The 24,591-nt window shown below is 61.8% G+C and carries 19 protein-coding genes and 1 pseudogene; 13 read left to right on the top strand and 7 right to left on the bottom strand.

Annotated features, from left to right (window positions below; translation table 11 throughout):
- Window positions 1–243: 243 nt before the first annotated feature.
- From LRS56_20380 to LRS56_20350, 7 genes are all read right to left on the bottom strand, one after another.
- Entirely contained in the window at window positions 244–1,668 is a 1,425-nt protein-coding gene (locus LRS56_20380) for a gamma-aminobutyraldehyde dehydrogenase (protein WDU61187.1), read from the bottom strand.
- Between the two features lie 159 nt (window positions 1,669–1,827).
- Window positions 1,828–2,637, bottom strand: coding sequence for an ABC transporter permease (locus tag LRS56_20375; protein WDU61186.1), 810 nt, complete (start codon window positions 2,635–2,637; stop codon window positions 1,828–1,830).
- Window positions 2,627–3,556, bottom strand: coding sequence for an ABC transporter permease (locus LRS56_20370; GenBank protein ID WDU61185.1), 930 nt, complete (start codon window positions 3,554–3,556; stop codon window positions 2,627–2,629). Before LRS56_20370 ends, LRS56_20375 begins: the two co-directional genes overlap by 11 nt.
- A 1-nt stretch (window position 3,557) precedes the next feature.
- A complete protein-coding gene (locus LRS56_20365) occupies window positions 3,558–4,592 on the bottom strand; it encodes an ABC transporter ATP-binding protein (GenBank protein WDU61184.1) in 1,035 nt (344 codons plus the stop codon).
- Window positions 4,593–4,823: 231 nt separating this feature from the next.
- Window positions 4,824–5,975, bottom strand: a complete 1,152-nt coding sequence (locus tag LRS56_20360) for an ABC transporter substrate-binding protein (GenBank protein WDU61183.1) — start codon at window positions 5,973–5,975, stop codon at window positions 4,824–4,826.
- Window positions 5,976–6,046: 71 nt separating this feature from the next.
- Window positions 6,047–7,504 carry a gamma-aminobutyraldehyde dehydrogenase gene (locus tag LRS56_20355; protein ID WDU61182.1) on the bottom strand — a complete coding sequence of 486 codons (1,458 nt, stop codon included), beginning with the start codon at window positions 7,502–7,504 and terminating at the stop codon, window positions 6,047–6,049.
- A gap of 133 nt (window positions 7,505–7,637) precedes the next feature.
- A complete protein-coding gene (locus LRS56_20350; protein ID WDU61181.1) occupies window positions 7,638–8,549 on the bottom strand; it encodes a LysR family transcriptional regulator in 912 nt (303 codons plus the stop codon).
- A 168-nt stretch (window positions 8,550–8,717) separates the two neighbouring features.
- Here LRS56_20350 and LRS56_20345 point away from each other — a divergent pair, with 168 nt between their 5' ends.
- From LRS56_20345 to LRS56_20285, 13 genes and pseudogenes are all read left to right on the top strand, one after another.
- Window positions 8,718–9,425 (top strand): tellurite resistance TerB family protein, encoded by a 708-nt coding sequence (locus LRS56_20345; GenBank protein ID WDU61180.1) that lies wholly within the window; start codon window positions 8,718–8,720, stop codon window positions 9,423–9,425.
- A gap of 184 nt (window positions 9,426–9,609) precedes the next feature.
- Window positions 9,610–11,232: a methyl-accepting chemotaxis protein gene (locus tag LRS56_20340; protein ID WDU61179.1), complete on the top strand. Its 1,623-nt coding sequence runs from the start codon at window positions 9,610–9,612 to the stop codon at window positions 11,230–11,232.
- Window positions 11,232–11,744 (top strand): chemotaxis protein CheW, encoded by a 513-nt coding sequence (locus LRS56_20335; protein WDU61178.1) that lies wholly within the window; start codon window positions 11,232–11,234, stop codon window positions 11,742–11,744. The genes LRS56_20340 and LRS56_20335 overlap by 1 nt, the downstream gene beginning before the upstream one ends.
- On the top strand, window positions 11,741–13,006 hold the full coding sequence (locus tag LRS56_20330; GenBank protein ID WDU61177.1) for a chemotaxis protein CheR: 1,266 nt from the start codon (window positions 11,741–11,743) through the stop codon (window positions 13,004–13,006). Before LRS56_20335 ends, LRS56_20330 begins: the two co-directional genes overlap by 4 nt.
- Window positions 13,003–13,704 carry a chemotaxis protein CheW gene (locus tag LRS56_20325; protein ID WDU61176.1) on the top strand — a complete coding sequence of 234 codons (702 nt, stop codon included), beginning with the start codon at window positions 13,003–13,005 and terminating at the stop codon, window positions 13,702–13,704. Before LRS56_20330 ends, LRS56_20325 begins: the two co-directional genes overlap by 4 nt.
- Window positions 13,701–15,977 (top strand): hybrid sensor histidine kinase/response regulator, encoded by a 2,277-nt coding sequence (locus tag LRS56_20320; GenBank protein ID WDU61175.1) that lies wholly within the window; start codon window positions 13,701–13,703, stop codon window positions 15,975–15,977. The genes LRS56_20325 and LRS56_20320 overlap by 4 nt, the downstream gene beginning before the upstream one ends.
- Window positions 15,974–16,984, top strand: a complete 1,011-nt coding sequence (locus tag LRS56_20315; protein WDU61174.1) for a chemotaxis response regulator protein-glutamate methylesterase — start codon at window positions 15,974–15,976, stop codon at window positions 16,982–16,984. The genes LRS56_20320 and LRS56_20315 overlap by 4 nt, the downstream gene beginning before the upstream one ends.
- Window positions 16,985–17,035: 51 nt before the next feature.
- A pseudogene (locus LRS56_20310) lies at window positions 17,036–18,036 on the top strand (PleD family two-component system response regulator).
- A gap of 960 nt (window positions 18,037–18,996) precedes the next feature.
- Window positions 18,997–20,092 (top strand): peptide chain release factor 2 gene (gene prfB / locus LRS56_20305; protein ID WDU61173.1). Its coding sequence is split into 2 segments (ribosomal slippage): window positions 18,997–19,068 and window positions 19,070–20,092, totalling 1,095 coding nucleotides; the frame shifts between segments, so codons are not numbered across the junction.
- A 63-nt stretch (window positions 20,093–20,155) separates the two neighbouring features.
- Entirely contained in the window at window positions 20,156–21,655 is a 1,500-nt protein-coding gene (lysS, locus tag LRS56_20300; protein WDU61172.1) for a lysine--tRNA ligase, read from the top strand.
- Window positions 21,656–21,761: 106 nt separating this feature from the next.
- The gene (locus LRS56_20295; GenBank protein ID WDU61171.1) at window positions 21,762–22,478 is read left to right on the top strand and encodes a TetR family transcriptional regulator; all 717 of its coding nucleotides are present in this window, start codon (window positions 21,762–21,764) and stop codon (window positions 22,476–22,478) included.
- 128 nt (window positions 22,479–22,606) lie between these two features.
- Window positions 22,607–23,155 carry a hypothetical protein gene (locus tag LRS56_20290; GenBank protein ID WDU61170.1) on the top strand — a complete coding sequence of 183 codons (549 nt, stop codon included), beginning with the start codon at window positions 22,607–22,609 and terminating at the stop codon, window positions 23,153–23,155.
- Between the two features lie 21 nt (window positions 23,156–23,176).
- Window positions 23,177–24,454: a flavohemoglobin expression-modulating QEGLA motif protein gene (locus LRS56_20285; GenBank protein ID WDU61169.1), complete on the top strand. Its 1,278-nt coding sequence runs from the start codon at window positions 23,177–23,179 to the stop codon at window positions 24,452–24,454.
- Window positions 24,455–24,591 lie beyond the last annotated feature (137 nt).

The raw sequence follows: 24,591 nt of genomic DNA, 5'->3' as shown, positions 1-24,591 counted from the left end.
GACAATAAACAGACGCCGGATAGCTTAAGCGGTTCGATGACGTAGGAAAAATGATTGATAGCGGGGTGATAGCGCTGCATATGAAACAAGACATTTCCAGCTCTGTGTAGGGGCACTGTACCTGAACATTATGAAGATCAAATGTGGGAGTGGGCTTGCTCACGAATGCGGTGGATCAGTCGGTAAAACCTGTGACTGACATATCGCATTCGCGAGCAAGCCCGCTCCCACAGGGGTAAAGCATCAGTGCTTGAACATCACGTGCCGAACAGTGGTGTAGTCCTCCAAGCCGTACATGGACATGTCCTTGCCATAGCCCGACAGTTTCTGACCGCCGTGGGGCATTTCACTGACGAGCATGAAGTGAGTGTTGACCCAGGTGCAGCCGTACTGCAAACGTGCGGCCAGGCGATGGGCGCGTCCTACATCGGCGGTCCATACGGATGACGCCAGGCCGTAGTCCGAATCATTGGCCCAGCCCAGTACCTGCGCTTCATCGGTGAACTGGGTCACCGACACCACTGGCCCGAACACCTCGCGGCGCACGATCTCATCGTCCTGCTGGGCATCGGCAAGCACTGTCGGTTCAAAGAAGAAACCATTGCCTTCCACCGCCTTGCCGCCCGTGACCAGGCGAATATGCGGCTGCGCCACGGCGCGCTCGACAAACCCGGCCACGCGGTCGCGGTGTTGCGCGGTGATCAGCGGGCCCAGTTCGGTGGCCGGGTCATCCTGCAAACCGTACTTGATGCTGGCGACCGCCGCGCCGAGCTTCTCCACAAACGCATCGTAGATATCCGCTTGCGCATAGATGCGGCACGCGGCGGTGCAGTCCTGGCCGGCGTTATAGAAGCCGAAAGTGCGGATGCCTTCCACGGCCGCGTCGATGTCCGCATCGTTGAAGATGATCACCGGCGCCTTGCCGCCCAGCTCCATGTGCATGCGTTTCACGCTGTCGGCGGTGCTGGAGATGATATTCGCGCCGGTGGCGATGGAACCGGTCAGCGACACCATGCGCACTTTAGGGTGGGTCACCAGCGGGTTGCCCACGGTAGGCCCACGGCCGAATACCAGATTGAGTACACCGGCCGGGAAAATTTCCGCCGCCAGTTCGACCATGCGCAACGCGGTCAGCGGGGTTTGCTCCGACGGCTTGAGCACCACGGTATTACCCGCCGCCAGGGCCGGGGCGATTTTCCAGGCGACCATCATCAGTGGGTAATTCCACGGCGCGATGGATGCAATCACGCCCACCGGGTCGCGGCGGATCATTGACGTGTGGCCGGGCAGGTACTCGCCACCCGCCGAGCCGCTCATGCAGCGGCTGGCGCCGGCAAAGAAGCGAAACACGTCGGCAATCGCCGGGATCTCGTCGTTCAACGCAGCGCTGTAGGGCTTGCCGCAGTTGTCCGATTCCAGCTTGGCCAGTTCTTCGCCGTGGGCTTCGATCACGTCCGCCAGTTTCAGCAGCAACAGCGAGCGATCCTTGGGTGCGGTTTGCGACCAGCTTTCAAAGGCTGCGTCGGCGGCACGCACGGCGGCGTCGACCTGGGCTTCGCTGGCTTCCTTGATTTCCACCAGCACGCGGCCGAGTGCCGGGTTGAAAACGGCTTGGGCCGGGCCTTCGCCTTCGACCAGTTGGCCGTTGATCAAGAGTTTGGTTTGCATGGTTCAGTCCTCCTCAAAACGACAGTTCTATCTCTGGAGAAACCGGCTCAACTGTGGGAGCTGGCTTGCCTGCGATAGCGGTGGTTCAGTCGATACCGCTATCGCAGGCAAGCCAGCTCCCACATTGACCGTGTTTCAACAGTGGCTATGTGTTGTCAGTTATTTACCGCCACTACCGGCCACGCTTTCACCGCCGCGCGTCAGGTAATAGGCACCGAGAATCGGGAACATCGTCACCAGCATCACCAGCATCGCCACCACGTTGGTCACCGGCACATCGCGTGGGCGGCTCAACTGGTTGAGCAGCCACAACGGCAAGGTGCGCTCGTGGCCGGCGGTGAAGGTGGTGACGATGATTTCGTCAAACGACAGCGCAAAGGCGAGCATGCCGCCGGCCAGCAGCGCCGAGCCCAGGTTGGGCATGATGATGTAGCGAAAGGTCTGCCAGCCGTCGGCGCCCAGGTCCATCGAGGCTTCGATCAGGCTGTGGGAAGTGCGGCGCAACCGGGCGATCACGTTGTTGTAGACGATCACCACGCAGAACGTCGCGTGGCCGACGATGATGGTGAACATCCCCGGCTCGATCCCCAGCGTCTTGAAGGTCGCCAGCAGCGCGATACCGGTGATGATCCCCGGCAGTGCAATCGGCAGGATCAACATCAACGACACGCCTTGTTTACCGAAGAACTCGCGGCGATACAGCGCCGCCGAGGCCAATGTGCCGAGCACCATCGCAATCAGGGTGGCGATGGCGGCGATCTGCAGCGACAGCTTGATCGCTTCCAGCACATCCGGTCGGGCGAAGGCCACGCTGAACCACTTCAGGGTGAAGCCCTGGGGCGGAAAGCTGAACGCGGCTTCTTCGGTGTTGAAGGCGTAAAGGAAGATGATCAGGATCGGGAAATGCAGAAACACCAACCCACCCCACGCTGCGATCTTCAAACTCAAACTGGCTTTTTCAGAGTGCATCGAAGGCCCCCAGGCGTTTGACGATGGACAGGTAAACCGCGATCAGCACGATCGGCACCAGGGTGAACGCCGCGGCCATGGGCATATTGCCAATGGCGCCTTGCTGGGCGTAGACCATGCCGCCGACGAAGTAACCGGGCGGGCCCACCAGCTGCGGGACGATGAAGTCGCCCAGGGTCAGCGAGAACGTGAAGATCGAACCGGCGGCAATTCCTGGCACCGACAGCGGCAGAATCACCTGCATAAACGTCTGGCGCGGCTTGGCGCCCAGGTCGGCCGACGCTTGCAGCAACGAGGGCGGCAAACGTTCCAGGGACGCCTGGATCGGCAGGATCATGAACGGCAGCCAGATATAAACGAAGACCATAAACCGCCCCAGGTGCGAGGTGCTCAAGGTACTGCCACCCACGCCAGGAATGCCCAGCACGAACTGCAACACCGGCTCCAGGCCCAGGTGCTGCACGAACCACTGCGCCACGCCGCCCTTGGCCAGCAGCAAGGTCCAGGCGTAGGCCTTGACGATGTAGCTGGCCCACATCGGCATCATCACCGCGATATAGAAAAACGCCTTGGTCTTGCCCGTGGTGTAGCGCGCCATGTAGTAGGCGATGGGGAAGGCCACGATGGCACTGGCGATCGACACCACAATCGCCATGCTCAGGGTGCGCAGGATGATGTCGAAGTTCGATGGCTGAAACAGCGCTGCGAAGTTGGCCAGGGTCAGGTCCGGCGTGACCGCCATGGTGAAGTCGTCAAAGGTATAGAAACCTTGCCACAGCAGGGTCAGCAACGAGCCGAGGTAGATCGCGCCGAACCAGATCAGCGGCGGTATCAGCAGCATCGCCAGGTACAGGTTGGGCTTGCGGTAGAGCAGGTTGGAAAACCTGCGCATCGGCGGTTGGGAAAGGGCCAGGCTCATCTCACACCTCGCCTGCGGTATCGGTCAGCGGGGTCATGGCTTCCCGCGCCCAACGGGCGGTGATCGGCTGGCCGACCTGATGGCTGCTGCTGGTATCCAGCCACTGGTTGTTGGCCTGGCTGATGTTCAGCGCCTGGCCGTTTTCCAGTTTCAGTTCATAGCGGGTCGCGCTGCCCTGGTACTGGATATCGTGCAGCAGGCCGCTGATTTCCACCTCGCCGGAGCCCAACGGGCCTTCGGCAAAACGCACGTGTTCCGGGCGAATCGAGAAGGGCTGGGCACTGCCGCTGAGGCGCTGCGCCAGTTCGCCGCGAATCACGTTGGAGGTGCCGACGAATTCGGCAACGAACGCGGTGGCCGGCTTCATATACAGGTTGCGCGGGGTGTCGACCTGTTCGATGCGGCCTTTGTTGAACACCGCCACGCGGTCGGACATCGACAGCGCTTCGGTCTGGTCATGGGTCACGAAAATAAAGGTGATGCCCAGCTGGCGTTGCAGCTTTTTCAGCTCGCTTTGCATCTGCTCGCGCAACTTGAGGTCAAGGGCGCCCAGCGGCTCATCCAGCAGCAACACCCGCGGGCGATTGACCAGGGCGCGGGCCAGTGCCACGCGTTGGCGCTGGCCACCGGAGAGCTGCACCGGCTTGCGATCGCCGTAACCGCCGAGGGCGACCATGGCCAATGCCTCTTCGGCGCGGTTGAGGCGCTCGGCCTTGGCCACGCCCTTGACCTTGAGGCCGTAGGCCACGTTGTCGCGCACATTCATATGGGGGAACAGCGCGTAATCCTGAAACACAGTGTTTACGTCGCGTTGATACGGCGGCAAGCCGGCGGCTTCCTCGCCATGAATCCGGATCGAGCCTGCGCTCGGCTGCTCGAAGCCGGCAATCAGGCGCAGGCACGTGGTTTTGCCGGAGCCGGAGGGGCCGAGCATGGAAAAGAACTCGCCGTCCTGGATATCGATGGAAACCCGGTCAACGGCTTTCACTTCGCCGAACTGACGGGAAACGTGGGTGAACTGGACTGCAAGCGTCATGGTGCGGTGCTCCAAAAAGGCGCGGGTCGTCGCAGCGGCCCGGCCTGGACTTCTGAAAAATCAAAACAGTGGAAGGCGACTCGATCTGAATGTGGGCGCTTTTCTGTGGGAGCTGGCTTGCCTGCGATGGCATCACCTCGGTCTGGCTGAAACACCGAGGTGCCTGCATCGCAGGCAAGCCAGCTCCCACAGAAACCCTGTCCACATTGGATCTATGCAGCCCGCAAGACCTTACCTGCCACCCATGATCGCGATGTAATCCTGGGTCCAGCGGCTGTACGGCACGAATTTGCCGCCCTCAGCCTGCGGGGTTTTCCAGAAGGCGATCTTGTCGAACTGGTCGAAACCGTTGGTCTTGCACCCTTCGGCGCCCAGCAGTTCGCTTTCCTTGCAGGCCGCAGGCACTGCCGGCAGCGAGCCGAACCAGGCGGCGACATCGCCCTGGACCTTCGGCTGCAGCGACCAGTCCATCCACTTGTAGGCGCAGTTGGGGTGCTTGGCCTCGGCGTGCAGCATGGTGGTGTCGGCCCAGCCGGTGGCGCCTTCTTTCGGAATTGTCGACGCGATCGGCTGCTTCTCGTTCTGCAGGCCGTTGACCTGATAGGGCCAGGCGCTGGAGGCCACCACGCCTTCGTTCTTGAAGTCACTCATTTGCACGGTGGTGTCGTGCCAGTAGCGGTGGATCAACGGTTGCTGGGCGCGCAACAGTTCAAGCACGGCCTTGTACTGGGTTTCGGTCAGCTCGTAGGGGCTCTGGATACCCAGTTCCGGCTTGGTGCTCTTGAGGTACAGCGCGGCGTCGGCGATGTAGATCGGGCCGTCGTAGGCTTGCACACGGCCTTTGTTCGGCTTGCCGTCGGGCAGGTTCTGCGCGTCAAACAGCACGTTCCAGCTGGTGGGCGCGGTCTTGAACACGTTGGTGTTGTACATCAACACGTTCGGGCCCCACTGGTACGGGGTGCCGTAAGTCTGCTGGCCCACCACGTACCACGGCGCGTCTTTGAGGCGCGGGTCGATGTTTTTCCAGTTGGGGATCAGCGCCGTGTTGATCGGCTGTACCCGTTTGCCGGCGATCAACCGCAGCGACGCATCACCGGACGCGGTCACCAGGTCATAGCCGCCCTTGGCCATCAAGCTGACCATTTCGTCAGAGGTGGCGGCGGTTTTCACATTGACCTTACAGCCGGTTTCCTTCTCGAAACCGCTGACCCAGTCGTAGGCCTTGTCGCTTTCGCCACGTTCGATGTAGCCGGGCCAGGCGACGATATCCAACTGGCCCTCACCCGCGCCCACCGCTTTGAGCGGTTCGGCGGCCTGGAGGCTGGCGCTGGCCAGCAGCGCGGTGGTCAAGGCACTGAGCAGTGCGGTCTTGTGCGCAGACATAGGGGTTCCCTCTTCTTTAATTATGGTCGGGGCAGTGTGTGAAGCCGTAACGCATGAGCTTAGTTGTTGTTTTAAAGGTGCTGACCGTGGCGGGCCATGATGTGCCGCACCACGCTGTAGTCCTGCAGCGAATCGCTGGACAGATCTTTCCCATACCCCGAGCGCTTCAAGCCGCCGTGGGGCATTTCGCTGACCAGCATGAAATGGCTGTTGATCCAGGTGCAGCCGTATTGCAGGCGCGCCGCGACCTGCATGGCCTTGTCCAGGTTCTGGGTCCAGACGGAGGAGGCCAGGCCGTATTCGGAGTCGTTGGCCCAGTCCACCGCCTGTTCCAGCTCATCGAAGCGGGTCACGGTGACCACCGGGCCGAACACTTCGCGCTGTACGATTTCGTCGTTCTGTTTACAGCCGGCGAGCAGGGTCGGTTGGTAATAGAAGCCCGCGCCGGAATGCACGGCGGCGCCGGTCACCCGTTCGATATGCGGCTGGCCGAGGGCGCGTTCGACAAAACTGGCGACGCGGTCACGTTGGCGGGTGCTGATCAGCGGGCCGAGTTCATTGTCGGCGTCGCGTTTACCGGCAAAGCGCAGGCTGCTGACGGCGGCGCCGAGGTCGGCGACCAATTTGTCGTGGATACCGGCCTGGGCGTAGATGCGGCAAGCGGCGGTGCAATCCTGGCCGGCGTTGTAATAGCCGTAGGCGCGCACGCCTTCAACCACAGCTTGCAGATCGGCGTCGTTGCATACGATTACCGGCGCCTTGCCGCCCAGTTCCAAGTGCGTGCGTTTAAGGGTTTTGGAGGCGGCTTGCAGGATTTTCTGCCCGGTGACGATATCGCCGGTCAACGACACCATGCGCACCTTGGGATGGCTGACCAAATGGCTGCCGACCCCTTCGCCGCCGCCACACAGAATGTTTATCACGCCCCGTGGTAACAATTCCTTCAGTACAGGCGCCAGGGCCAGGATCGACAGCGGCGTGTGTTCCGACGGCTTGAACACCAACGTATTACCGGCGGCCAGGGCTGGGGCGATTTTCCACGCGGCCATCATCAACGGGTAGTTCCAGGGTGCAATCGAGGCCACGACCCCGATCGGGTCGCGACGCACCATGCTGGTGTAGCCCGGCAGGTATTCGCCGCTGAGCTGCCCGGTCTGGCAACGCACGGCCCCGGCAAAGAAGCGGAACACGTCGACGGTGGCGCTCAGGTCATCCTGACGCGCCAGGTGCAGCGGTTTGCCGCAGTTCAGCGATTCCAGGCGCGCCAGGTAGTCGGCGTGTTTTTCGATGGCCTCGGCGATGCCCAAGAGGATGTTCGAGCGCTGCTGCGGCGTAGTGCGTGACCAGCCGGCAAAGGCGCGGTGGGCGGCGAGGATGGCGCTTTCGACTTGCTCGGTGCTGGCTTCGGCGATCTGGGTGAGGACTTCGCCGGTGGCCGGGTTGAGAATCGGCTCGGCAACACCCTGGCCCTGGACCAGTTCGCCGTCGATCAGCAACGCAGTGAGCAGCGGGGTGGACGCGCCGGACATTTTTCGCGATCTCTTTTCTTGTGTGGCCATGGGCGTTCTCTTACGAGGCGCCAGACCTTCTCTATAGGCGTGAACTGAGAGTAGAGGTCAGGCGCGAGGTCAACAAATACTAAATACTGAATGCGGCATTCGATTAAATAGATGGCTTGCGCGGGTGCGGTTGCTCGCGGGCCACGGTCAGGAACGGGTCCACCAAGGCCGGGCGTGCGGTGCCTCGGCGCCAGGCCAGGCCCACGTCGAGGGTCTGGCTGAGGTCGGCAATCGGCCGCGCTTCAATAATGTCGCCCTCCAGTGACCAGGGGCGGTAGGTCATGTCGGGCTGAATCGACACGCCGAGCCCGGCGGCTACCAGGCTGCGCACGGCTTCGGTTGACGCGGTGCGTAACGTGACCCGCGGCTGTAGGCCGGCGCCAGTCCACATGCGCTGGGCGTTGTGGCCCATTTCATCCACGTTCAGTTGGATCAGCGGTTCGCGGGCGACGTCGGCCAGGTTGATGCTGTCGTGTTCCAGCAGCGGATGTTGCGCCGGCAGCCACAGGCGGTGGGGCGAGTGGGTGAGGACTTCGGTCTGCAGCGCGTGGCGGTCTTCGAGGTTGGACAGGATCAGCACGCCCACGTCAATTTCGCCGCTGACCAGCAAATGCTCGATATACGGGCGCTCGTCCTCCATCACGCGGATTTCCACATTCGGGTAGGCGCGTTGGAAACGGGTGAGCAGGTCAGCGAGGTAATAGCCGGCCACCAGGCTGGTCACGCCGATGATCAACTGCCCGGCCACTTGGTCGGTGCTCTGTTGCAGGCTGCGCTTGGCGTTGTCGACGGTGGCGAGGATCAAGTGCGCCTGGCGCAGGAACTGGTGGCCCTGATGGGTCAGGGTCATGCCCTTGGCATGGCGGTTGAACAGGTTGACGCCGATTTCCTGTTCCAGTTGCTGAATCGCCAGGGTCAGGGTCGACTGGGAAATGAAGGCGGTTTGCGCGGCGGCGGAGATCGAGCCGGTCTCGGCCACGGCGATAAAATGCCGGATTTGACGCAAGGTCATCATGCTGGAATTACCAGTGGGGTGTTTTTATAGATGTATTCGAGTGTATATCGGTTTTAGCGAACGGCAGCGGCGTTACATCTGGAAGCACTCTAGATCGAGGCTTTTTGGCACTTAGTTTTACGCTGGGGGCCTATTGGTCCTATGAACCCAAGTGTCTGGAGGCGATGAATGAATACCCGTGGATTGCTCGATCAGTTGCTTAAATCCGGCCAGGACATGCTGCAGAACAAGGCTGGCGGCCAGCGCAAATCCGACGATAAAGGTGCCCTGGGCGGCTTGCTCGGCGGTGGCGGGCTCGGCAGTTTGCTCGGCGGCGCTGGCGGCGGCGCCCTCGCGGCGGGTGCCATGGGCCTGTTGCTGGGCAACAAAAAGGCGCGCAAGTTTGGCGGCAAGGCCCTGACCTACGGCGGGCTGGCGGCGTTGGGGGTGATCGCCTACAAAGCCTACGGCAACTGGCAGGCGCAACAGGCCGGTGCGCCCCAAGGTGAGCCGCAAACCATCGACCGCCTGCCGCCCGCCCAGGTCGAGCAGCATAGCCAGGGCATTCTCAAGGCCCTGGTCGCGGCAGCCAAGGCCGACGGGCATGTGGACGACCGCGAGCGGGCGTTGATCGAAGGCGAATTCACCAAGCTGGACAACGACCGTGAGCTGCAAAACTGGCTGCACGCCGAACTGAACAAGCCTCTGGACCCCGCCGACGTGGCCCGCGCTGCCGGCACGCCGGAAATGGCGGCCGAGATGTACATCGCCAGCGTGATGCTGGTGGACGAAGAAAATTTTATGGAGAAGGCCTATCTGGATGAGTTGGCGCGCCAACTCAAGCTGGAGCCGGGTTTGAAGCTGGAGCTGGAGAAACAGGTGCGACTGAACCAGTAATCACGGGGTTTATGCAAATCCAAAGGTGGGAGGGGCGGTGCGACGACTCGACTTGCCCCTCCCACATTTGATTGTGTAATGCCTGACTGTGCATTCTGTGAGCATTCCAGCAAAACCCGTTGATTAATGAGGGCTTCTGCTCAGCTATACTCCCCCCATTTGAATGGCCCTTCGAGGAATTACTGTGAAGAACTGGACCTTGCGCCAACGGATTTTGGCGAGCTTTGCGGTCATTATCGCGATCATGCTGCTGATGGTCGTGGTGTCCTACTCACGGTTGCTGAAGATCGAAGCCAGCCAGGAAGCAGTCCGGGATGATGCGGTGCCCGGGGTTTACCTCAGCTCGATGATTCGCAGCGCGTGGGTCGACAGCTATTTGCAGACCATCGACATCATTGGCCTGCGCGAGGACAAAACCTTCACCAATACCGACAAGTCCGACTACAAGGCGTTCGAGGCGCGTATTGAGCAGCAGATGGCCAACTATGAAAGAACCATTCATGGCCAGGCCGACCGCATGGAGTTCGATAACTTCAAGGCGGCGCACATCAACTACAACAAAATCCTTGCCGAACTGTTGGACCGCGTGCAGAACAATGACCTGCCGGCTGCGCGTGAGCTGCTTGAAGAGCAACTCACGCCGGTGTGGACCGAAGGTCGCATGAAGCTCAACGACATCATTACTGAAAACAAAAACGTGTCCGACCGCGCCACGGCGGCCATCGACGAGGCCGTGCTGTCGGCCAAGATCAGCATGGCGGTGTCGCTGCTCATCGCGATCCTCGCTGCCGGCCTGTGTGGCTTGCTGCTGATGCGCGCCATCATGGCGCCGATGCAGCGCATCGTCGACATCCTCGACACCATGCGCACCGGGGACCTGAGCAAACGCCTGAACCTGGAGCGCAAGGACGAATTCGGCGCTGTCGAAACCGGCTTCAATGACATGATGACCGAGCTGACGGCCCTGGTTTCCCAAGCCCAGCGTTCATCGGTGCAAGTGACTACCTCGGTGACCGAGATTGCCGCGACCTCCAAGCAGCAACAGGCCACCGCCACCGAAACCGCCGCCACCACCACCGAAATTGGGGCGACGTCCCGGGAAATCGCCGCCACCTCCAAAGACCTGGTGCGCACCATGACCGAGGTGTCGACCGCCGCCGACCAGGCGTCGGTGGCCGCCGGTTCCGGCCAGCAGGGCCTGGCGCGCATGGAAGAAACCATGCACTCGGTGATGGGCGCCGCCGACCTGGTGAACGCCAAGCTGGCGATCCTCAATGAGAAGGCCGGCAACATCAACCAGGTGGTAGTGACCATCGTCAAAGTGGCTGACCAGACCAACCTGTTGTCGCTCAACGCGGCCATCGAGGCCGAGAAGGCCGGTGAATACGGCCGTGGTTTTGCTGTGGTCGCCACCGAAGTACGCCGCCTGGCGGACCAGACCGCCGTGGCCACCTACGACATCGAGCAGATGGTGCGTGAGATCCAGTCGGCGGTGTCGGCAGGGGTGATGGGCATGGACAAGTTCTCCGAGGAAGTGCGCCGCGGCATGTTCGAAGTGCAGCAAGTGGGTGAGCAGCTGTCGCAGATCATCCATCAGGTGCAGGCGCTGGCGCCACGGGTGTTGATGGTCAACGAGGGCATGCAGGCCCAGGCGACCGGCGCCGAGCAGATCAACCATGCGCTGGTGCAATTGGGCGATGCCAGCAGCCAGACCGTGGAGTCGCTGCGCCAGGCCAGTTTTGCGATTGATGAACTGAGCCAGGTTGCGGTCGGTCTGCGCAGCGGCGTGTCGCGTTTCAAAGTCTGATGAGCGACCTCGCGGCTAAACGCGGCGCCGTCCCGGCAGCGAAAAAGGCGTTGTTCCTGGTGTTTCACATCGGCACCGAACGCTTCGCCCTCAGGGCCACGGAAGTGGCCGAGGTACTGCCGCGCCTGCCCCTCAAACCCATCGCCCATGCACCGCTGTGGGTCGCCGGCATCTTCGCCCATCGCGGTGCGCTGGTGCCGGTCATCGACCTCTGCGCGCTGACCTTCGGCAAACCGGCGCAGGCCCGCACCAGCACGCGGCTGGTGCTGGTCAATTATCAGCCGCAGCCGTGGGTCGAGGCCCGCTGGCTGGGGCTGATCCTGGAGCAGGCCACCGACACCCTGCGTTGCGAGCTGGGCGAGTTCAAGCCCTATGGCCTGGACAACCGCGAGGCACCTTATCTGGGCTTGGTGCGTGAGGATGCCTTGGGGTTGATGCAATGGATCGGCGTGAATGACTTGCTCACCGATGATGTGCGCGCCTTGCTGTTCAGCGCCGAGTTGAGCCAATGAGCAGCGACCCGCGTTTCTTTGCCTTCCTCAAGGAGCGCATCGGCCTGGATGTCGCGTCGGTGGGCGAGGCGATCATCGAGCGCGCCGTGCGCCAGCGCAGCCAGGTAATACAGGCAAGCACGCTCGAGCATTACTGGCAGCACCTGCAAAGCTCCCACGATGAGCAGCAGGCGCTGATCGAAGCGGTCATCGTCCCCGAAACCTGGTTTTTCCGTTATCCCGAATCCTTTGCGACCCTGGCCCGCCTGGCCAAAGCGCGGCTGGCGGACATCAAGCAGATGCGTGCGTTGCGCATCCTCAGCCTGCCGTGCTCCACCGGTGAAGAGCCTTATTCGATTGCCATGGCGCTGCTGGATGCGGGCCTGGCGCCGCACCAGTTCAAGGTGCAGGGCATGGACGTCAGCCCACTGTCGGTGGAGCGCGCCCGGCGCGGGGTGTACGGCAAGAACTCGTTTCGCGGCAGCGACATTGCGTTTCGCGATCGGCATTTCACCGAGTACGGCGACGGGTTCCACATCGCCGACCGGGTGCGCGAACAAGTACGCCTGCAAGTCGGCAACCTGCTCGACCCGAGCCTGTTGGCCAATGAGGCCAGCTACGATTTTGTGTTTTGTCGCAACCTGCTGATCTATTTCGACCAGCCGACCCAGAAGCAAGTGTTCGAAGTGCTCAAGGGCCTGACCCACGTGGACGGTGTGCTGTTTATCGGCCCGGCCGAGGGCAGCCTGCTGGGGCGTCATGGCATGCGTTCGATTGGTGTGCCGCAGTCCTTTGCATTCAGTCGGCACGCCGAACCGGTAACACTCGAGCCGCTGCCGGTGCACATGCCGGTGCCGGCTCCCATGCCCCAGCGCAGCTCGGCCGCGCTGGCGGCCAAGCCGCGCCCGTTCAGCAGCGTCAGTGCCCAGGTGGTGCCGGTGACTGCACCGCCGTCCGATGCAGGCACCCTGCTCAGCCGCATCGCCACGTTGGCCAACGAAGGCAAAAGTGCCGAGGCCCGTGCCGCGTGCGAACAGTATTTGAACAACCACCCGCCGGCCGCCCAGGTGTTCTACTGGCTGGGGCTGCTCAGTGATGTGGCCGGCAGCGCCCTGGAAGCCCAGGGCTATTATCGAAAAGCCTTGTACCTGGAGCCCCAGCATTCGCAGGCCTTGATGCACCTGGCCGCGTTGCTTGAGTCCCAGGGCGATAGCGCGGGGGCGCGCCGGTTGCAGGCGCGGGCCGCGCGTAGCGAGCGAGCTGACAGTGAGCACAAACGATGAGTAGCCCCGACGCGCTCGACACCACTGGCCTGGACCTGACCCTGGCCGACACCCAAGTCATCGACGATTGCTGGAACCGCATCGGCATCCATGGCGACAAGTCCTGCCCGCTGCTGGCGGAGCATATTCATTGCCGCAACTGCTCGGTGTACTCCGCCGCCGCCACGCGCCTGCTGGACCGCTATGCGCTGCAGCAGGACGACCACCGCCCGCAGGCTGCCGTCGAGCGCGGCGAGGAGGTGGTCACCCGTTCGCTGTTGATGTTCCGTCTCGGCGAAGAATGGCTGGGCATTGCCACCCGTTGCCTGGTGGAAGTGGCGCCGTTGCAGCCGATCCACTCCTTGCCGCATCAGCGTTCGCGGGCCTTGCTGGGGGTGGCCAATGTGCGTGGCGCGTTGGTGGCGTGCCTGTCGCTGGTGGAGTTGCTGGGCCTGGACAGCACCAGCACTGGCGCAACGGGCGGGCGGATCATGCCGCGTATGTTGATCATCGCCGCGCAGGACGGCCCGGTGGTGGTGCCGGTGGACGAAGTGGACGGCATCCATGCCATCGATGAGCGCACCTTGAAGGCGGCCTCGGCCTCCGGCAGCCAGGCCAGTGGCCGCTTCACCCAAGGTGTGTTGCAGTGGAAAGGCCGCAGCCTGCGTTGGCTGGATGAGGCGCAATTGTTGTCCGCCGTGACCCGGAGCCTCACATGACCCCCGACCAGATGCGCGATGCCTCGCTGCTGGAACTGTTCAGCCTGGAAGCCGATGCGCAGACCCAGGTACTGAGCGCGGGCCTGTTGGCCCTGGAACGCAACCCGACCCAGGCCGACCAGCTCGAAGCCTGCATGCGCGCCGCGCACTCGCTCAAGGGCGCGGCGCGGATCGTCGGGGTGGACGCCGGGGTCAGTGTGTCCCATGTGATGGAGGATTGCCTGGTCAGTGCTCAGGAAGGTCGCCTGTACCTGCAACCCGAACATATCGACGCGCTGCTGCAGGGCACCGACCTGCTGATGCGCATCGCCACGCCGGGCAATGACGTGGGCCCGGCGGATATCGAAGCCTATGTGGCGCTGATGGAGCGCCTGCTCGACCCATCGCAGCTCACCGCCAAAGTCGCGCCGCCGCCACCCGCGCCAGCCCCGGAGCCCGTCGTCGAAGCGTTACCGCCGGAGCCCGAGCCCGCGCCGCCGGTGACCAGCGAACCGCCGCGCCAAAGCAAGCGTATGACCGAAGGTGGCGAGCGGGTGCTGCGGGTGACCGCCGAACGCTTGAACAGCCTGCTCGACCTGTCGAGTAAATCCCTGGTGGAAACCCAGCGGCTCAAGCCGTACCTGGCCAGCCTGCAGCGCCTCAAGCGTATTCAAAGCCAGAGCGTGCGGGCCCTGGACGCGTTGGACGGCCAACTCAAGACCGTGGAGCTGAACCTCGAAGCCCAGGAAGCCCTGGCCGATACGCGCCGCCTGTTGAGCGAAGCCCAGGCCCTGCTCGCAGAAAAACATGCCGAGCTGGATGAGTTCGGCTGGCAGGCCGGCCAGCGCGCCCAGGTGCTCTACGACACTGCGCTGGCCTGCCGCATGCGCCCGTTTGCCGATGTGCTGGCCGGGCAGGTGCGTATGGTGCGCGACCTCGGCCGCAGCCTGGGCAAGCAGGTGCGCCTGGAAATCGAGGGCGAAAAGACCCAGGTCGACCGCGACGTGCTGGAAAAGCTCGAAGCGCCGCTCACCCATCTGCTGCGCAATGCCGTCGACCACGGCATCGAAATGCCCGAACAACGCATGCTGGCAGGCAAGCCCGCCGAGGGCCTGATCCGCCTGCGTGCGTCCCATCAGGCCGGGTTGCTGGTGCTGGAATTGAGCGATGACGGCAATGGCGTCGATCTGGAGCGCCTGCGCGCCACCATCGTCGACCGGCACCTGTCGCCGCTGGAAACCGCGCTGCGCCTCAGCGAAGAAGAGCTGCTGACGTTCCTGTTTTTGCCGGGTTTCAGCCTGCGCGACAAGGTCACCGAAGTGTCTGGGCGCGGCGTCGGCCTGGATGCGGTGCAGCATATGGTCCGCCAACTGCGCGGCGCGGTGGTGCTGGAGCAGACGGCGGGGCAGGGCAGTCGTTTTCACCTGGAGGTGCCGCTGACCCTGTCGGTGGTGCGCAGCCTGGTGGTGGAAGTCGGCGACGAAGCCTATGCGTTCCCGCTGGCGCATATCGAACGCATGTGCGACCTGGCGCCCGACGACATTGTGCAGCTGGAAGGCCGTCAGCATTTCTGGCATGAGGGCCGGCATGTCGGGCTGGTCGCCGCCAGCCAATTGTTGCAGCGCCCGGCGGGGCAGAACCAGACGGATACGTTGAAAGTGGTGGTGATCCGCGAGCGCGATGCCGTGTACGGGATTGCCGTGGAACGCTTTATCGGCGAGCGCACCCTGGTGGTGTTGCCGCTGGATGATCGCCTGGGCAAGGTCCAGGACATTTCCGCCGGGGCCTTGCTGGACGATGGCTCGGTGGTGTTGATTGTCGATGTGGAAGACATGCTGCGCTCGGTGGACAAGCTGCTCAACACCGGCCGCCTGGAACGCATCGCCCGGCGCAGCCAGCAGGCCAACGAGGCCCCGCGCAAACGGGTGTTGGTGGTGGATGACTCGCTCACCGTGCGTGAGCTGCAGCGCAAATTGTTACTTAATCGTGGTTATGAAGTGGCTGTGGCGGTCGACGGCATGGACGGCTGGAACGCGTTGCGCTCCGAAGACTTTGACCTGTTGATCACTGATATTGATATGCCTCGTATGGACGGTATTGAATTGGTCACACTCTTGCGCCGTGATACTCGCCTGCAGTCGTTGCCGGTGATGGTGGTGTCTTATAAGGATCGCGAAGAAGACCGGTGCCGTGGACTGGACGCCGGCGCCGACTATTATCTGGCTAAAGCCAGTTTCCACGATGACGCCCTGCTGGACGCCGTGGTGGAACTGATTGGAGGCGCGCGGGCATGAGGATTGCGATCGTCAATGATATGCCCCTGGCGGTGGAAGCCCTGCGCCGCGCCCTGAGTTTCGAGCCTGCGCACCAGGTGGTGTGGGTGGCCGGCAATGGCCTGGAAGCGGTGCAGCGCTGCGCCGAGCTGACCCCGGACCTGATCCTGATGGACCTGATCATGCCGGTGATGGATGGCGTGGAGGCCACCCGTCGGATCATGGCCGAGACCCCGTGCGCCATCGTGATCGTCACCGTCGACCGTCAGGCCAACGTGAGTCGGGTGTTCGAAGCCATGGGCCATGGCGCGCTGGACGTGGTGGACACGCCGCCGCTTGGCGTGGGCAACCCCAAGGATGCGGCGGCGCCGCTGTTACGCAAGATCCTCAATATCGGCTGGCTGATCGGCCAGCGCGGCAGCCGTGTGCGCGCCGAAACCACGCCACAGCGGGCTACCGGCAAGCGCCAGAGCCTGGTGGCTATCGGCTCTTCGGCAGGTGGTCCGGCTGCCCTGGAAATCCTGCTCAAGGGCTTGCCCCGGGACTTTCCCGCCGCCATTGTGCTGGTGCAGCATGTGGACCAGGTGTTCGCCGCAGGTATGGCCGAGTGGCTGAGCAGCGCCTCCGGCCTGCCGGTGCGCCTGGCCCGCGAGGGTGAGCCGCCACAAAGCGGCGTGGTGCTGTTGGCCGGCACCAACCATCACATTCGTTTATTGAAGGATGGCACGCTAGCCTATACCGCAGAGCCGGTGAACGAGATTTACCGGCCTTCGATCGACGTGTTTTTTGAAAGCGTGGCCAGCCACTGGAACGGTGATGCCGTCGGTGTACTGCTGACCGGCATGGGGCGCGACGGTGCCCAGGGCCTGAAATTACTGCGTGAACAAGGTTATTTGACCATCGCCCAGGACCAGCAAAGCTCGGCGGTGTATGGCATGCCCAAAGCGGCGGCGGCGATTGATGCTGCTGTTGAAATTCGCCCACTGGATAGAATTGCGCCCCGATTGCTGGAGGTATTTTCCAAATGATCCATACCCTCCGCTGTGCCGGCTTGCAGGTAGTAATTCAGGTGACTGCACATGAATGATTTACAGATCGACGACATCAAGACCGACGAAAATGCCGCCATGGTGTTGCTGGTCGACGACCAGGCCATGATCGGCGAAGCCGTGCGGCGCGGCCTGGCCCATGAAGAAAACATCGACTTCCACTTTTGCGCCGACCCGCACCAGGCAATCGCCCAGGCGATCCGCATCAAGCCGACGGTGATCCTGCAAGACCTGGTGATGCCGGGCCTCGATGGCCTGACGCTGGTGCGCGAATACCGTAACCACCCGGCCACGCAGAACATTCCGATCATTGTGCTTTCGACCAAGGAAGACCCGCTGATCAAGAGCGCGGCGTTTTCGGCGGGGGCCAATGATTATCTGGTCAAGTTGCCGGACAACATTGAGCTGGTGGCGCGTATTCGCTATCACTCGCGCTCGTATATGACCTTGTTGCAGCGGGATGCGGCGTACCGTGCGTTGCGGGTCAGCCAGCAGCAATTGCTCGACACTAATCTGGTACTGCAACGGTTGATGAACTCTGACGGGTTGACCGGGCTGTCCAATCGTCGTCACTTTGACGAATACCTGGAGTTGGAATGGCGTCGGGCCATGCGGGATCAGACGCAGTTGTCGTTGTTGATGATTGATGTGGATTTCTTCAAGACCTATAACGATAGCTTCGGTCATGTCGAAGGTGATGAGGCATTGCGCAAGGTTGCTACTGCGATTCGTGAAGCCAGCAGTCGGCCGTCGGACTTGCCGGCGCGGTATGGGGGGAGGAGTTTGCGCTGGTGTTGCCCAATACCTCGCCGGGTGGGGCGCGGTTGGTGGCTGAGAAGCTGCGGATGGCTGTTGCGGCGTTGAAGATTCCGCATATTGCGCCGGCTGAGGGGGCTAGTCTGACGATCAGTATTGGGTTGTCGACGTTGACGCCGGTGCAGGGGACGGATTGCCGGCAGTTGATTATGGCGGCGGATAAGGGGTTGTATACGGCCAAGCATAATGGGCGTAATCAGGTGGGGATTGAGTAGGTGGGGGTATATCCGTTGTTGTGGTAACGGCTGATATTGGTTCCGCTCTTACAGCGGGTCACTTTTGGAAAAGCGCCAAAAGTAACCAAAAACGCTTCGCCCCATCACTCGGCACCTCGCCTCCGGCTCGTTGTGCCCTCACTCCGGCTTGAATCCGTGGGCCGCCGCGATGGGCCATCCATGGCCCAGCGCGGCTAACCCGGCGTCCTGCCGGGTTGCCCACGGATTCAAGCCTGCGTTCGGCCATCGTGATTGACGGGGCGTCTCAGATCACGATCAAAAGCCCTAGATCAAAAGATCGCTGACTTCGTCAGCGGTAATGATGTAAGGGCCAGATCAAAAACAAAGCGAGGCGGCCTGACAGCCGACCTGAGCATTGAAGCTTTCCTAGGTTCAAATGTGGGAGCTGGCTTGCCTGCGAAAGCATCAACTCGGTGTGCCTGATGTACCGAGGTGTCTGCATCGCAGGCAAGCCAGCTCCCACAGAAAAGCCAATCCACTGTGTTCCCGCTCTTGATCTACACCACTCAGGTCGGCTACCAGGCCGCCGTGCTCTGCTTTTGATCTTGATCTTGATCTTGATCTAGGCGCCCCATTAACCACGCTGGCCGCACGCGGGCTTGAATCCGTGGGTAACCCGGCAGGACGCCGGGTTAGCCGCGCTGGGCCAAGGATGGCCCATCGCGGCGGCCCACGGATTCAAGTCTGCGTGCGGGCACACCGAGCCGGAGGCGAGGTGCCGAGTGGTGGGGCAAGAGCCCTTTTGGTTACTTTTGGGGCTCTTTTCCAAAAGTGACCCGCCGTAAGGGCGGAACCATAGGCGGCCGTTACCGCAGCAACGGATATTCCCCCGGCATTCCTCGTCAACAACCGAGCCTTTTCGCCAAGCGGGCTGCCGCTCCCCCCGTTTGTCGTTATACTCGTCGGCTTTCAAAAGTTCGCCAACGAGTGCTGCCCGCCATGGAAATCAACCCGATCCTTAACACCATCAAGGACCTGTCCGAGCGCTCCGAAACTATTCGGGGGTATCTTTGACTACGATCAAAAGCATGAGCGTCTGACCGAAGTCAACCGCGAGCTTGAAGATCCGAGTGTCTGGAACAAACCTGAATACGCCCAAGAGTTGGGCCGCGAGCGCTCGGCGCTGGCGCAGATCGTCGATACCCTCGACGAACTGAACACCGGTCTGGCCGATTGCCGTGACCTGCTGGACATGGCCGTCGAAGAAAACGACGAAGGCGCAGTGGGCGATGTCGTCGCCGAGCTGGCCCGTCTCGAGGAAAACCTCGCCAAGCTTGAATTCCGCCGCATGTTCAGCCACGAAATGGACCCGAACAACGCCTACCTGGACATCCAGGCCGGCTCCGGCGGTACCGAGGCCCAGGACTGGGCCAACATTCTGTTGCGCATGTACCTGCGCTGGGCCGACAAACGCGGTTTCGACGCGACCATCATGGAACTGTCGGCCGGTGAAGTCGCCGGTATCAAGGGCGCGACCGTGCATATCAAGGGTGAATACGCCTTTGGCTGGTTGCGTACCGAAATCGGCGTGCACCGCCTGGTGCGCAAGAGCCCGTTTGACTCCGGCAACCGTCGCCACACCTCGTTCAGCGCGGTGTTCGTCTCGCCGGAAATCGACGACAAGGTCGAAATCGAGATCAACCCGGCCGACCTGCGGATCGATACCTACCGCTCCTCCGGTGCCGGTGGTCAGCACGTAAACACCACTGACTCGGCCGTACGTATCACCCACGTACCGACCAACACCGTGGTCAGCTGCCAGAACGAACGTTCCCAGCACGCGAACAAGGACACCGCCATGAAAATGCTGCGGGCCAAGTTGTACGAGCAGGAAATGCAGAAGCGCAACGCGGCTTCGCAGGCGCTGGAAGACACCAAGTCGGATATCGGCTGGGGTCACCAGATCCGTTCTTATGTGCTTGATGCGTCGCGGATCAAGGATCTGCGCACTAACATCGAACGCAGCGACTGTGACAAGGTACTCGACGGCGATATCGACGAATACCTGGAAGCCAGCCTGAAATCCGGCCTGTAAAAAGACGATAGGCGATCCCCGGCCTAAGCCGGGGACAACGAACCTGATGGAAAATTTAAAGACATGAGCGACCAACAACTCGACCAGGCCCTGCAACAGGAAGAAAACTCCCTGATCGCCCTGCGCAAGGAAAAGCTTGCTGCCGAGCGCGCCAAGGGCAACGCCTTCCCGAACGACTTCCGCCGTGAAAACTACTGCGATGACTTGCAGAAACAGTACGCGGACAAGACCAAGGAAGAGTTGGCAGAGGCTGCAATCCCGGTCAAGGTTGCCGGTCGCATCATGCTCAACCGTGGCTCGTTCATGGTGATCCAGGACATGACCGGTCGCATCCAGGTTTATGTCAACCGTAAAACCCTGTCCGAAGAAACCCTGGCCTCGGTGAAAACCTGGGACATGGGCGACATCATTGCCGCCGAAGGTACCCTGGCGCGTTCCGGCAAAGGCGACCTGTACGTTGAAATGACCAGCGTGCGCCTGCTGACCAAGTCGCTGCGCCCGCTGCCGGACAAGCACCACGGCCTGACCGACACCGAACAGCGTTACCGCCAGCGCTACGTTGACCTGATCGTCAACGAAGAGGTGCGCCAGACCTTCCGCGTGCGTTCGCAAGTCATCGCGCACATCCGCAGCTTTCTGATGGCGCGTGACTTCCTGGAAGTCGAAACCCCGATGCTGCAAACCATCCCCGGTGGTGCCGCAGCCAAGCCGTTTGAAACTCACCACAATGCGCTGGACCTGGAAATGTTCCTGCGCATTGCGCCGGAGCTGTACCTCAAGCGCCTGGTGGTTGGCGGGTTTGAAAAGGTCTTCGAGATCAACCGCAACTTCCGTAACGAAGGCGTCTCGACCCGTCACAACCCTGAATTCACCATGTTGGAGTTCTACCAGGCTTACGCCGACTACGAAGACAACATGGACCTCACCGAAGAACTGTTCCGCGAACTGGCGCAGCTGGTCCTGGGCAGCACCGACGTGCCGTACGGCGACAAGGTGTTCCACTTCGGCGAGCCGTTCGTGCGTCTGTCGGTGTTCGACTCGATCCTCAAGTACAACCCTGAGCTGACGGCTGACGACCTGAACGACATCGACAAGGCCCGTGCCATCGCCAAGAAAGCCGGGGCCAAGGTCCTGGGTTTTGAAGGCCTGGGCAAACTGCAGGTGATGATTTTCGAAGAGCTGGTGGAGCACAAGCTGGAGCAGCCGCACTTCATTACCCAGTACCCGTTCGAAGTGTCGCCGCTGGCCCGTCGCAACGACGACAACCCGAACGTCACCGACCGTTTCGAGCTGTTTATCGGTGGTCGCGAAATCGCCAACGCCTACTCCGAGCTTAACGACGCGGAAGATCAGGCCGAGCGCTTCATGGCCCAGGTGGCCGACAAGGACGCCGGTGACGACGAAGCCATGCACTACGACGCCGACTTCGTCCGTGCCCTGGAATACGGCATGCCGCCGACCGCAGGTGAAGGTATCGGCATCGACCGTCTGGTGATGTTGTTGACCAACTCGCCGTCGATCCGCGACGTGATCTTGTTCCCGCATATGCGGCCACAAGCGTAAGCGTAGCGAAATCCGAAGCCGCCTTTTATAAGGCGGCTTTTTTATGTGGCGTTTTTAAGCGTCAAGCAAACAGCGCCAGGTTTTGATCTATTCAAGGATGTGAGTCGTGAACCGCGTAACCGCTCAAGAAGGCGCCGCCGGCATTGCCGCTGCCGTGGCTGAAAGCGTCCAGTACCAGGGCCGCAAGGCCAGTCGTCGGGGCAGCGAGCAACGCAGGCAAGATATTCTCGACGCGGCCATGCGCATCGTGGTGCGCGATGGCGTGCGGGCCGTGCGCCATCGGGCGGTGGCGGCCGAGGCGGGGGTGCCGTTGTCGGCCACCACCTATTACTTCAAGGATATCGATGACCTGCTCACCGACACCTTCGCCCAATACGTGGAACGCAGCGCCGCCTTTATGGGCAAGCTGTGGGTGCGCAACGAGGGCCTGCTGCGTGAGATGGTCGCCTATGGCGACGGCAGCCCGGCGTCGCGTTCGCAATTGGCCGATGATATTGCGCGGCTGACCGCCGATTATGTGATGCGCCAACTGGCCAACCGTCGCGAACACCTGATGGCCGAGCAGGCGTTTCGCCAGGAAGCCTTGCTTAACCCGCGTCTGGCTGAACTGGTGCGCTCCCACCAGCAGATCCTGTTGCAGGGCACGGGGCAGTTTTTTCAGGTATTGGGCTCCCGCGAGCCGCAACAGGATGCCAAAGTGTTGACGGCGATAATCGGTCGGATGGAATATCAGGGCCTGTTGGGCGGCGCAGAGCCTCTGACCGCCGACGAGATGCTTGAGATCCTCAAGCGCTACATGCATTTGGTGTTGGCCTCGGTCTAGCCACGCCTATGTGCTATCTGCTTTATGTGGGAGCTGGCTTGCCTGCGATACAGGCACCTCGATGTTTCAGGTAAACCGAGGTGATGCTGTCGCAGGCAAGCCAGCTCCCACACCTGACGGGGAATGTGATGAAAACCTGGCGTGTTGCGGTAATTGCCTTGTCGTTCCTGCTGCTCAGCGGTTGCCTGGTGACCTTCAAGGACCCGCTGCCCGCCCGCGAGGCGGCGCCCGATGGGTTGCTGGGCCAATGGGCCAGCAAAAACGCCTGGGGTGAGCCGCTCAACCTGCAGATCACCCGTGCGGGCAACCACCAATACAAAGCCGTGAGCTACCCTACAGCCAAGCCGGGCCAGCGCGATGAGTACCTGTTTACGGTGTCACGCCATGGCAGTCGCTGGTATTTGTCGGCGCCGTTGCCGGCCAAGCTGGGTGGGCATTTCATCCTGGCGGGATTTGAGATCGACGAAACACACGAATTGGTGGTCTACAACCTGGACCTGGAGCAAATCCACCAAGCCATCGGCCAGAAGTCGCTGCGCGGCCATACCGTGGAAACCGTCGAAGGCGACGGGGTGTTGATCGATAGCCCGATGAACCAGGTATTTGCCTACCTGGATGACCCGGCCAATGCCGATGTGTTCGTTGAAGCCGTGCGCTACCGGCGTGCGGGCAAATAACGTTTAAAGAGGAAGCACCGGGTGGACGATTACCAGCAGACGATACGCACCTTGTCTGATCGCATTGTGCTGGCGCAAACACCGATTCGCGTCCTCGACGCCGTAAAGTGGGACGAGAGTATTCGCCAAGGATTTCTCAAGGCCAAGGGCAAGGAAATGCCCGCCGTGGATCGCGATTACTACCTCCACCGGCCGCTGTCGTTCGACTCCAGCGCGGTGAAGCTGGAGTTTCAGAATATCGAGCGTGACATCACCCGCCGCCTCGGCCAGTTCAGCCCGGTGGGCCAGATCATGCGCCGCATGTGCCGCGAATACCGCATGGTGGTGCGCATGCTCGAGGCGCGAGGTACCGAAGACTTCGGCCTGATCTCCCAGGAACTGTACGGCGCCGCTTCCGATGCGTTTCACGCCGGCGACCCGACCCTGGCCGACCTGGGCCTGATGCTGTCCGACTACCTGAACAATATCGACGGCCGTGGCGACCTCAAGGACGAAGCCAAGACCCTCACCGCCAAGGACGCCGTGGCCCTGCTGCAAACCCGTCTGAACAAAGTGTTTGGCGAGGCCGAAGAGACCATTCGTGTGTTTGAGTCCGACGGTATCGTCGCCGACGCGGCAGCGGGCGCCGACTACATCAAGATCCGCGCCGACGCGATGTTCAACGACCGCGATGTGCGTGCGCTGGAAGTGCACGAGGGCCTGGTGCATGTGGGCACCACGCTCAATGGCCAGAACCAGCCGATCTGCACCTTCCTGTCCAAGGGCCCGCCGTCGTCCACCGTGACCCAGGAGGGCCTGGCGATTCTGATGGAGATCATCACCTTCGCCTCCTACCCGAGCCGCCTGCGCAAACTCACCAACCGCACCCGCGCCATCCATATGGTGGAGGAGGGCGCCGACTTCCTGCAGGTATTTGAGTTCTTCCGCGAGCAAGGCTTTGAAGTTGCCGAAAGCTACGGCAACGCCAGCCGCGTATTCCGTGGGTCGACGCCGACCGGTCTGCCGTTTACCAAGGACCTGTCCTACCTCAAGGGCTTTATCATGGTCTACAACTACATCCAGCTCGCCGTGCGCAAAGGCAAGCTGGAACAAGTGCCGCTGCTGTTTTGCGGCAAGACCACCCTGGAAGACATGCGCACCCTGCGCCAACTGGTGGACGAGGGCCTGGTGGTGCCGCCCAAGTACCTGCCGGAGCAGTTTCGCGACATGAACGCACTGGCGGCGTGGATGTGCTTCTCCAACTTTCTCAACCACTTGAGCCTGGACCGGATCGAGGCGGATTACTCGAATATTCTTTAAATGGATTTTCCGGGCGAAACCGGATCAAAAATGTGGGAGCGGGCTTGCTCGCGAATGCGGTGTGTCAGTCAACCAATGTGTCGGCTGACCCACCGTATTCGCGAGCAAGCCCGCTCCCACATTTGATCTCCCTAGCC

The sequence above is a fragment of the Pseudomonas poae genome (assembly GCA_028869255.1).
Lineage (GTDB): Bacteria > Pseudomonadota > Gammaproteobacteria > Pseudomonadales > Pseudomonadaceae > Aquipseudomonas > Aquipseudomonas poae_C.
This window is presented reverse-complemented; position numbering and strand designations above follow the sequence as displayed.

Bases quoted from the DNA above. Each gene is read 5' to 3' on its own strand.
- LRS56_20370 (WDU61185.1), bottom strand. From the start codon at position 3,556: ATGAGCCTGGCCCTTTCCCAACCGCCGATGCGCAGGTTTTCCAACCTG.
- lysS (WDU61172.1), top strand. From the start codon at position 20,156: ATGAGCGACCAACAACTCGACCAGGCCCTGCAACAGGAAGAAAACTCC.
- LRS56_20320 (WDU61175.1), top strand. From the start codon at position 13,701: ATGACCCCCGACCAGATGCGCGATGCCTCGCTGCTGGAACTGTTCAGC.
- LRS56_20315 (WDU61174.1), top strand. From the start codon at position 15,974: ATGAGGATTGCGATCGTCAATGATATGCCCCTGGCGGTGGAAGCCCTG.
- LRS56_20335 (WDU61178.1), top strand. From the start codon at position 11,232: ATGAGCGACCTCGCGGCTAAACGCGGCGCCGTCCCGGCAGCGAAAAAG.
- LRS56_20350 (WDU61181.1), bottom strand. From the start codon at position 8,549: ATGATGACCTTGCGTCAAATCCGGCATTTTATCGCCGTGGCCGAGACC.
- LRS56_20290 (WDU61170.1), top strand. From the start codon at position 22,607: ATGAAAACCTGGCGTGTTGCGGTAATTGCCTTGTCGTTCCTGCTGCTC.
- LRS56_20345 (WDU61180.1), top strand. From the start codon at position 8,718: ATGAATACCCGTGGATTGCTCGATCAGTTGCTTAAATCCGGCCAGGAC.
- LRS56_20325 (WDU61176.1), top strand. From the start codon at position 13,003: ATGAGTAGCCCCGACGCGCTCGACACCACTGGCCTGGACCTGACCCTG.
- LRS56_20380 (WDU61187.1), bottom strand. From the start codon at position 1,668: ATGCAAACCAAACTCTTGATCAACGGCCAACTGGTCGAAGGCGAAGGC.
- LRS56_20375 (WDU61186.1), bottom strand. From the start codon at position 2,637: ATGCACTCTGAAAAAGCCAGTTTGAGTTTGAAGATCGCAGCGTGGGGT.
- LRS56_20360 (WDU61183.1), bottom strand. From the start codon at position 5,975: ATGTCTGCGCACAAGACCGCACTGCTCAGTGCCTTGACCACCGCGCTG.
- LRS56_20330 (WDU61177.1), top strand. From the start codon at position 11,741: ATGAGCAGCGACCCGCGTTTCTTTGCCTTCCTCAAGGAGCGCATCGGC.
- LRS56_20365 (WDU61184.1), bottom strand. From the start codon at position 4,592: ATGACGCTTGCAGTCCAGTTCACCCACGTTTCCCGTCAGTTCGGCGAA.
- LRS56_20355 (WDU61182.1), bottom strand. From the start codon at position 7,504: ATGTCCGGCGCGTCCACCCCGCTGCTCACTGCGTTGCTGATCGACGGC.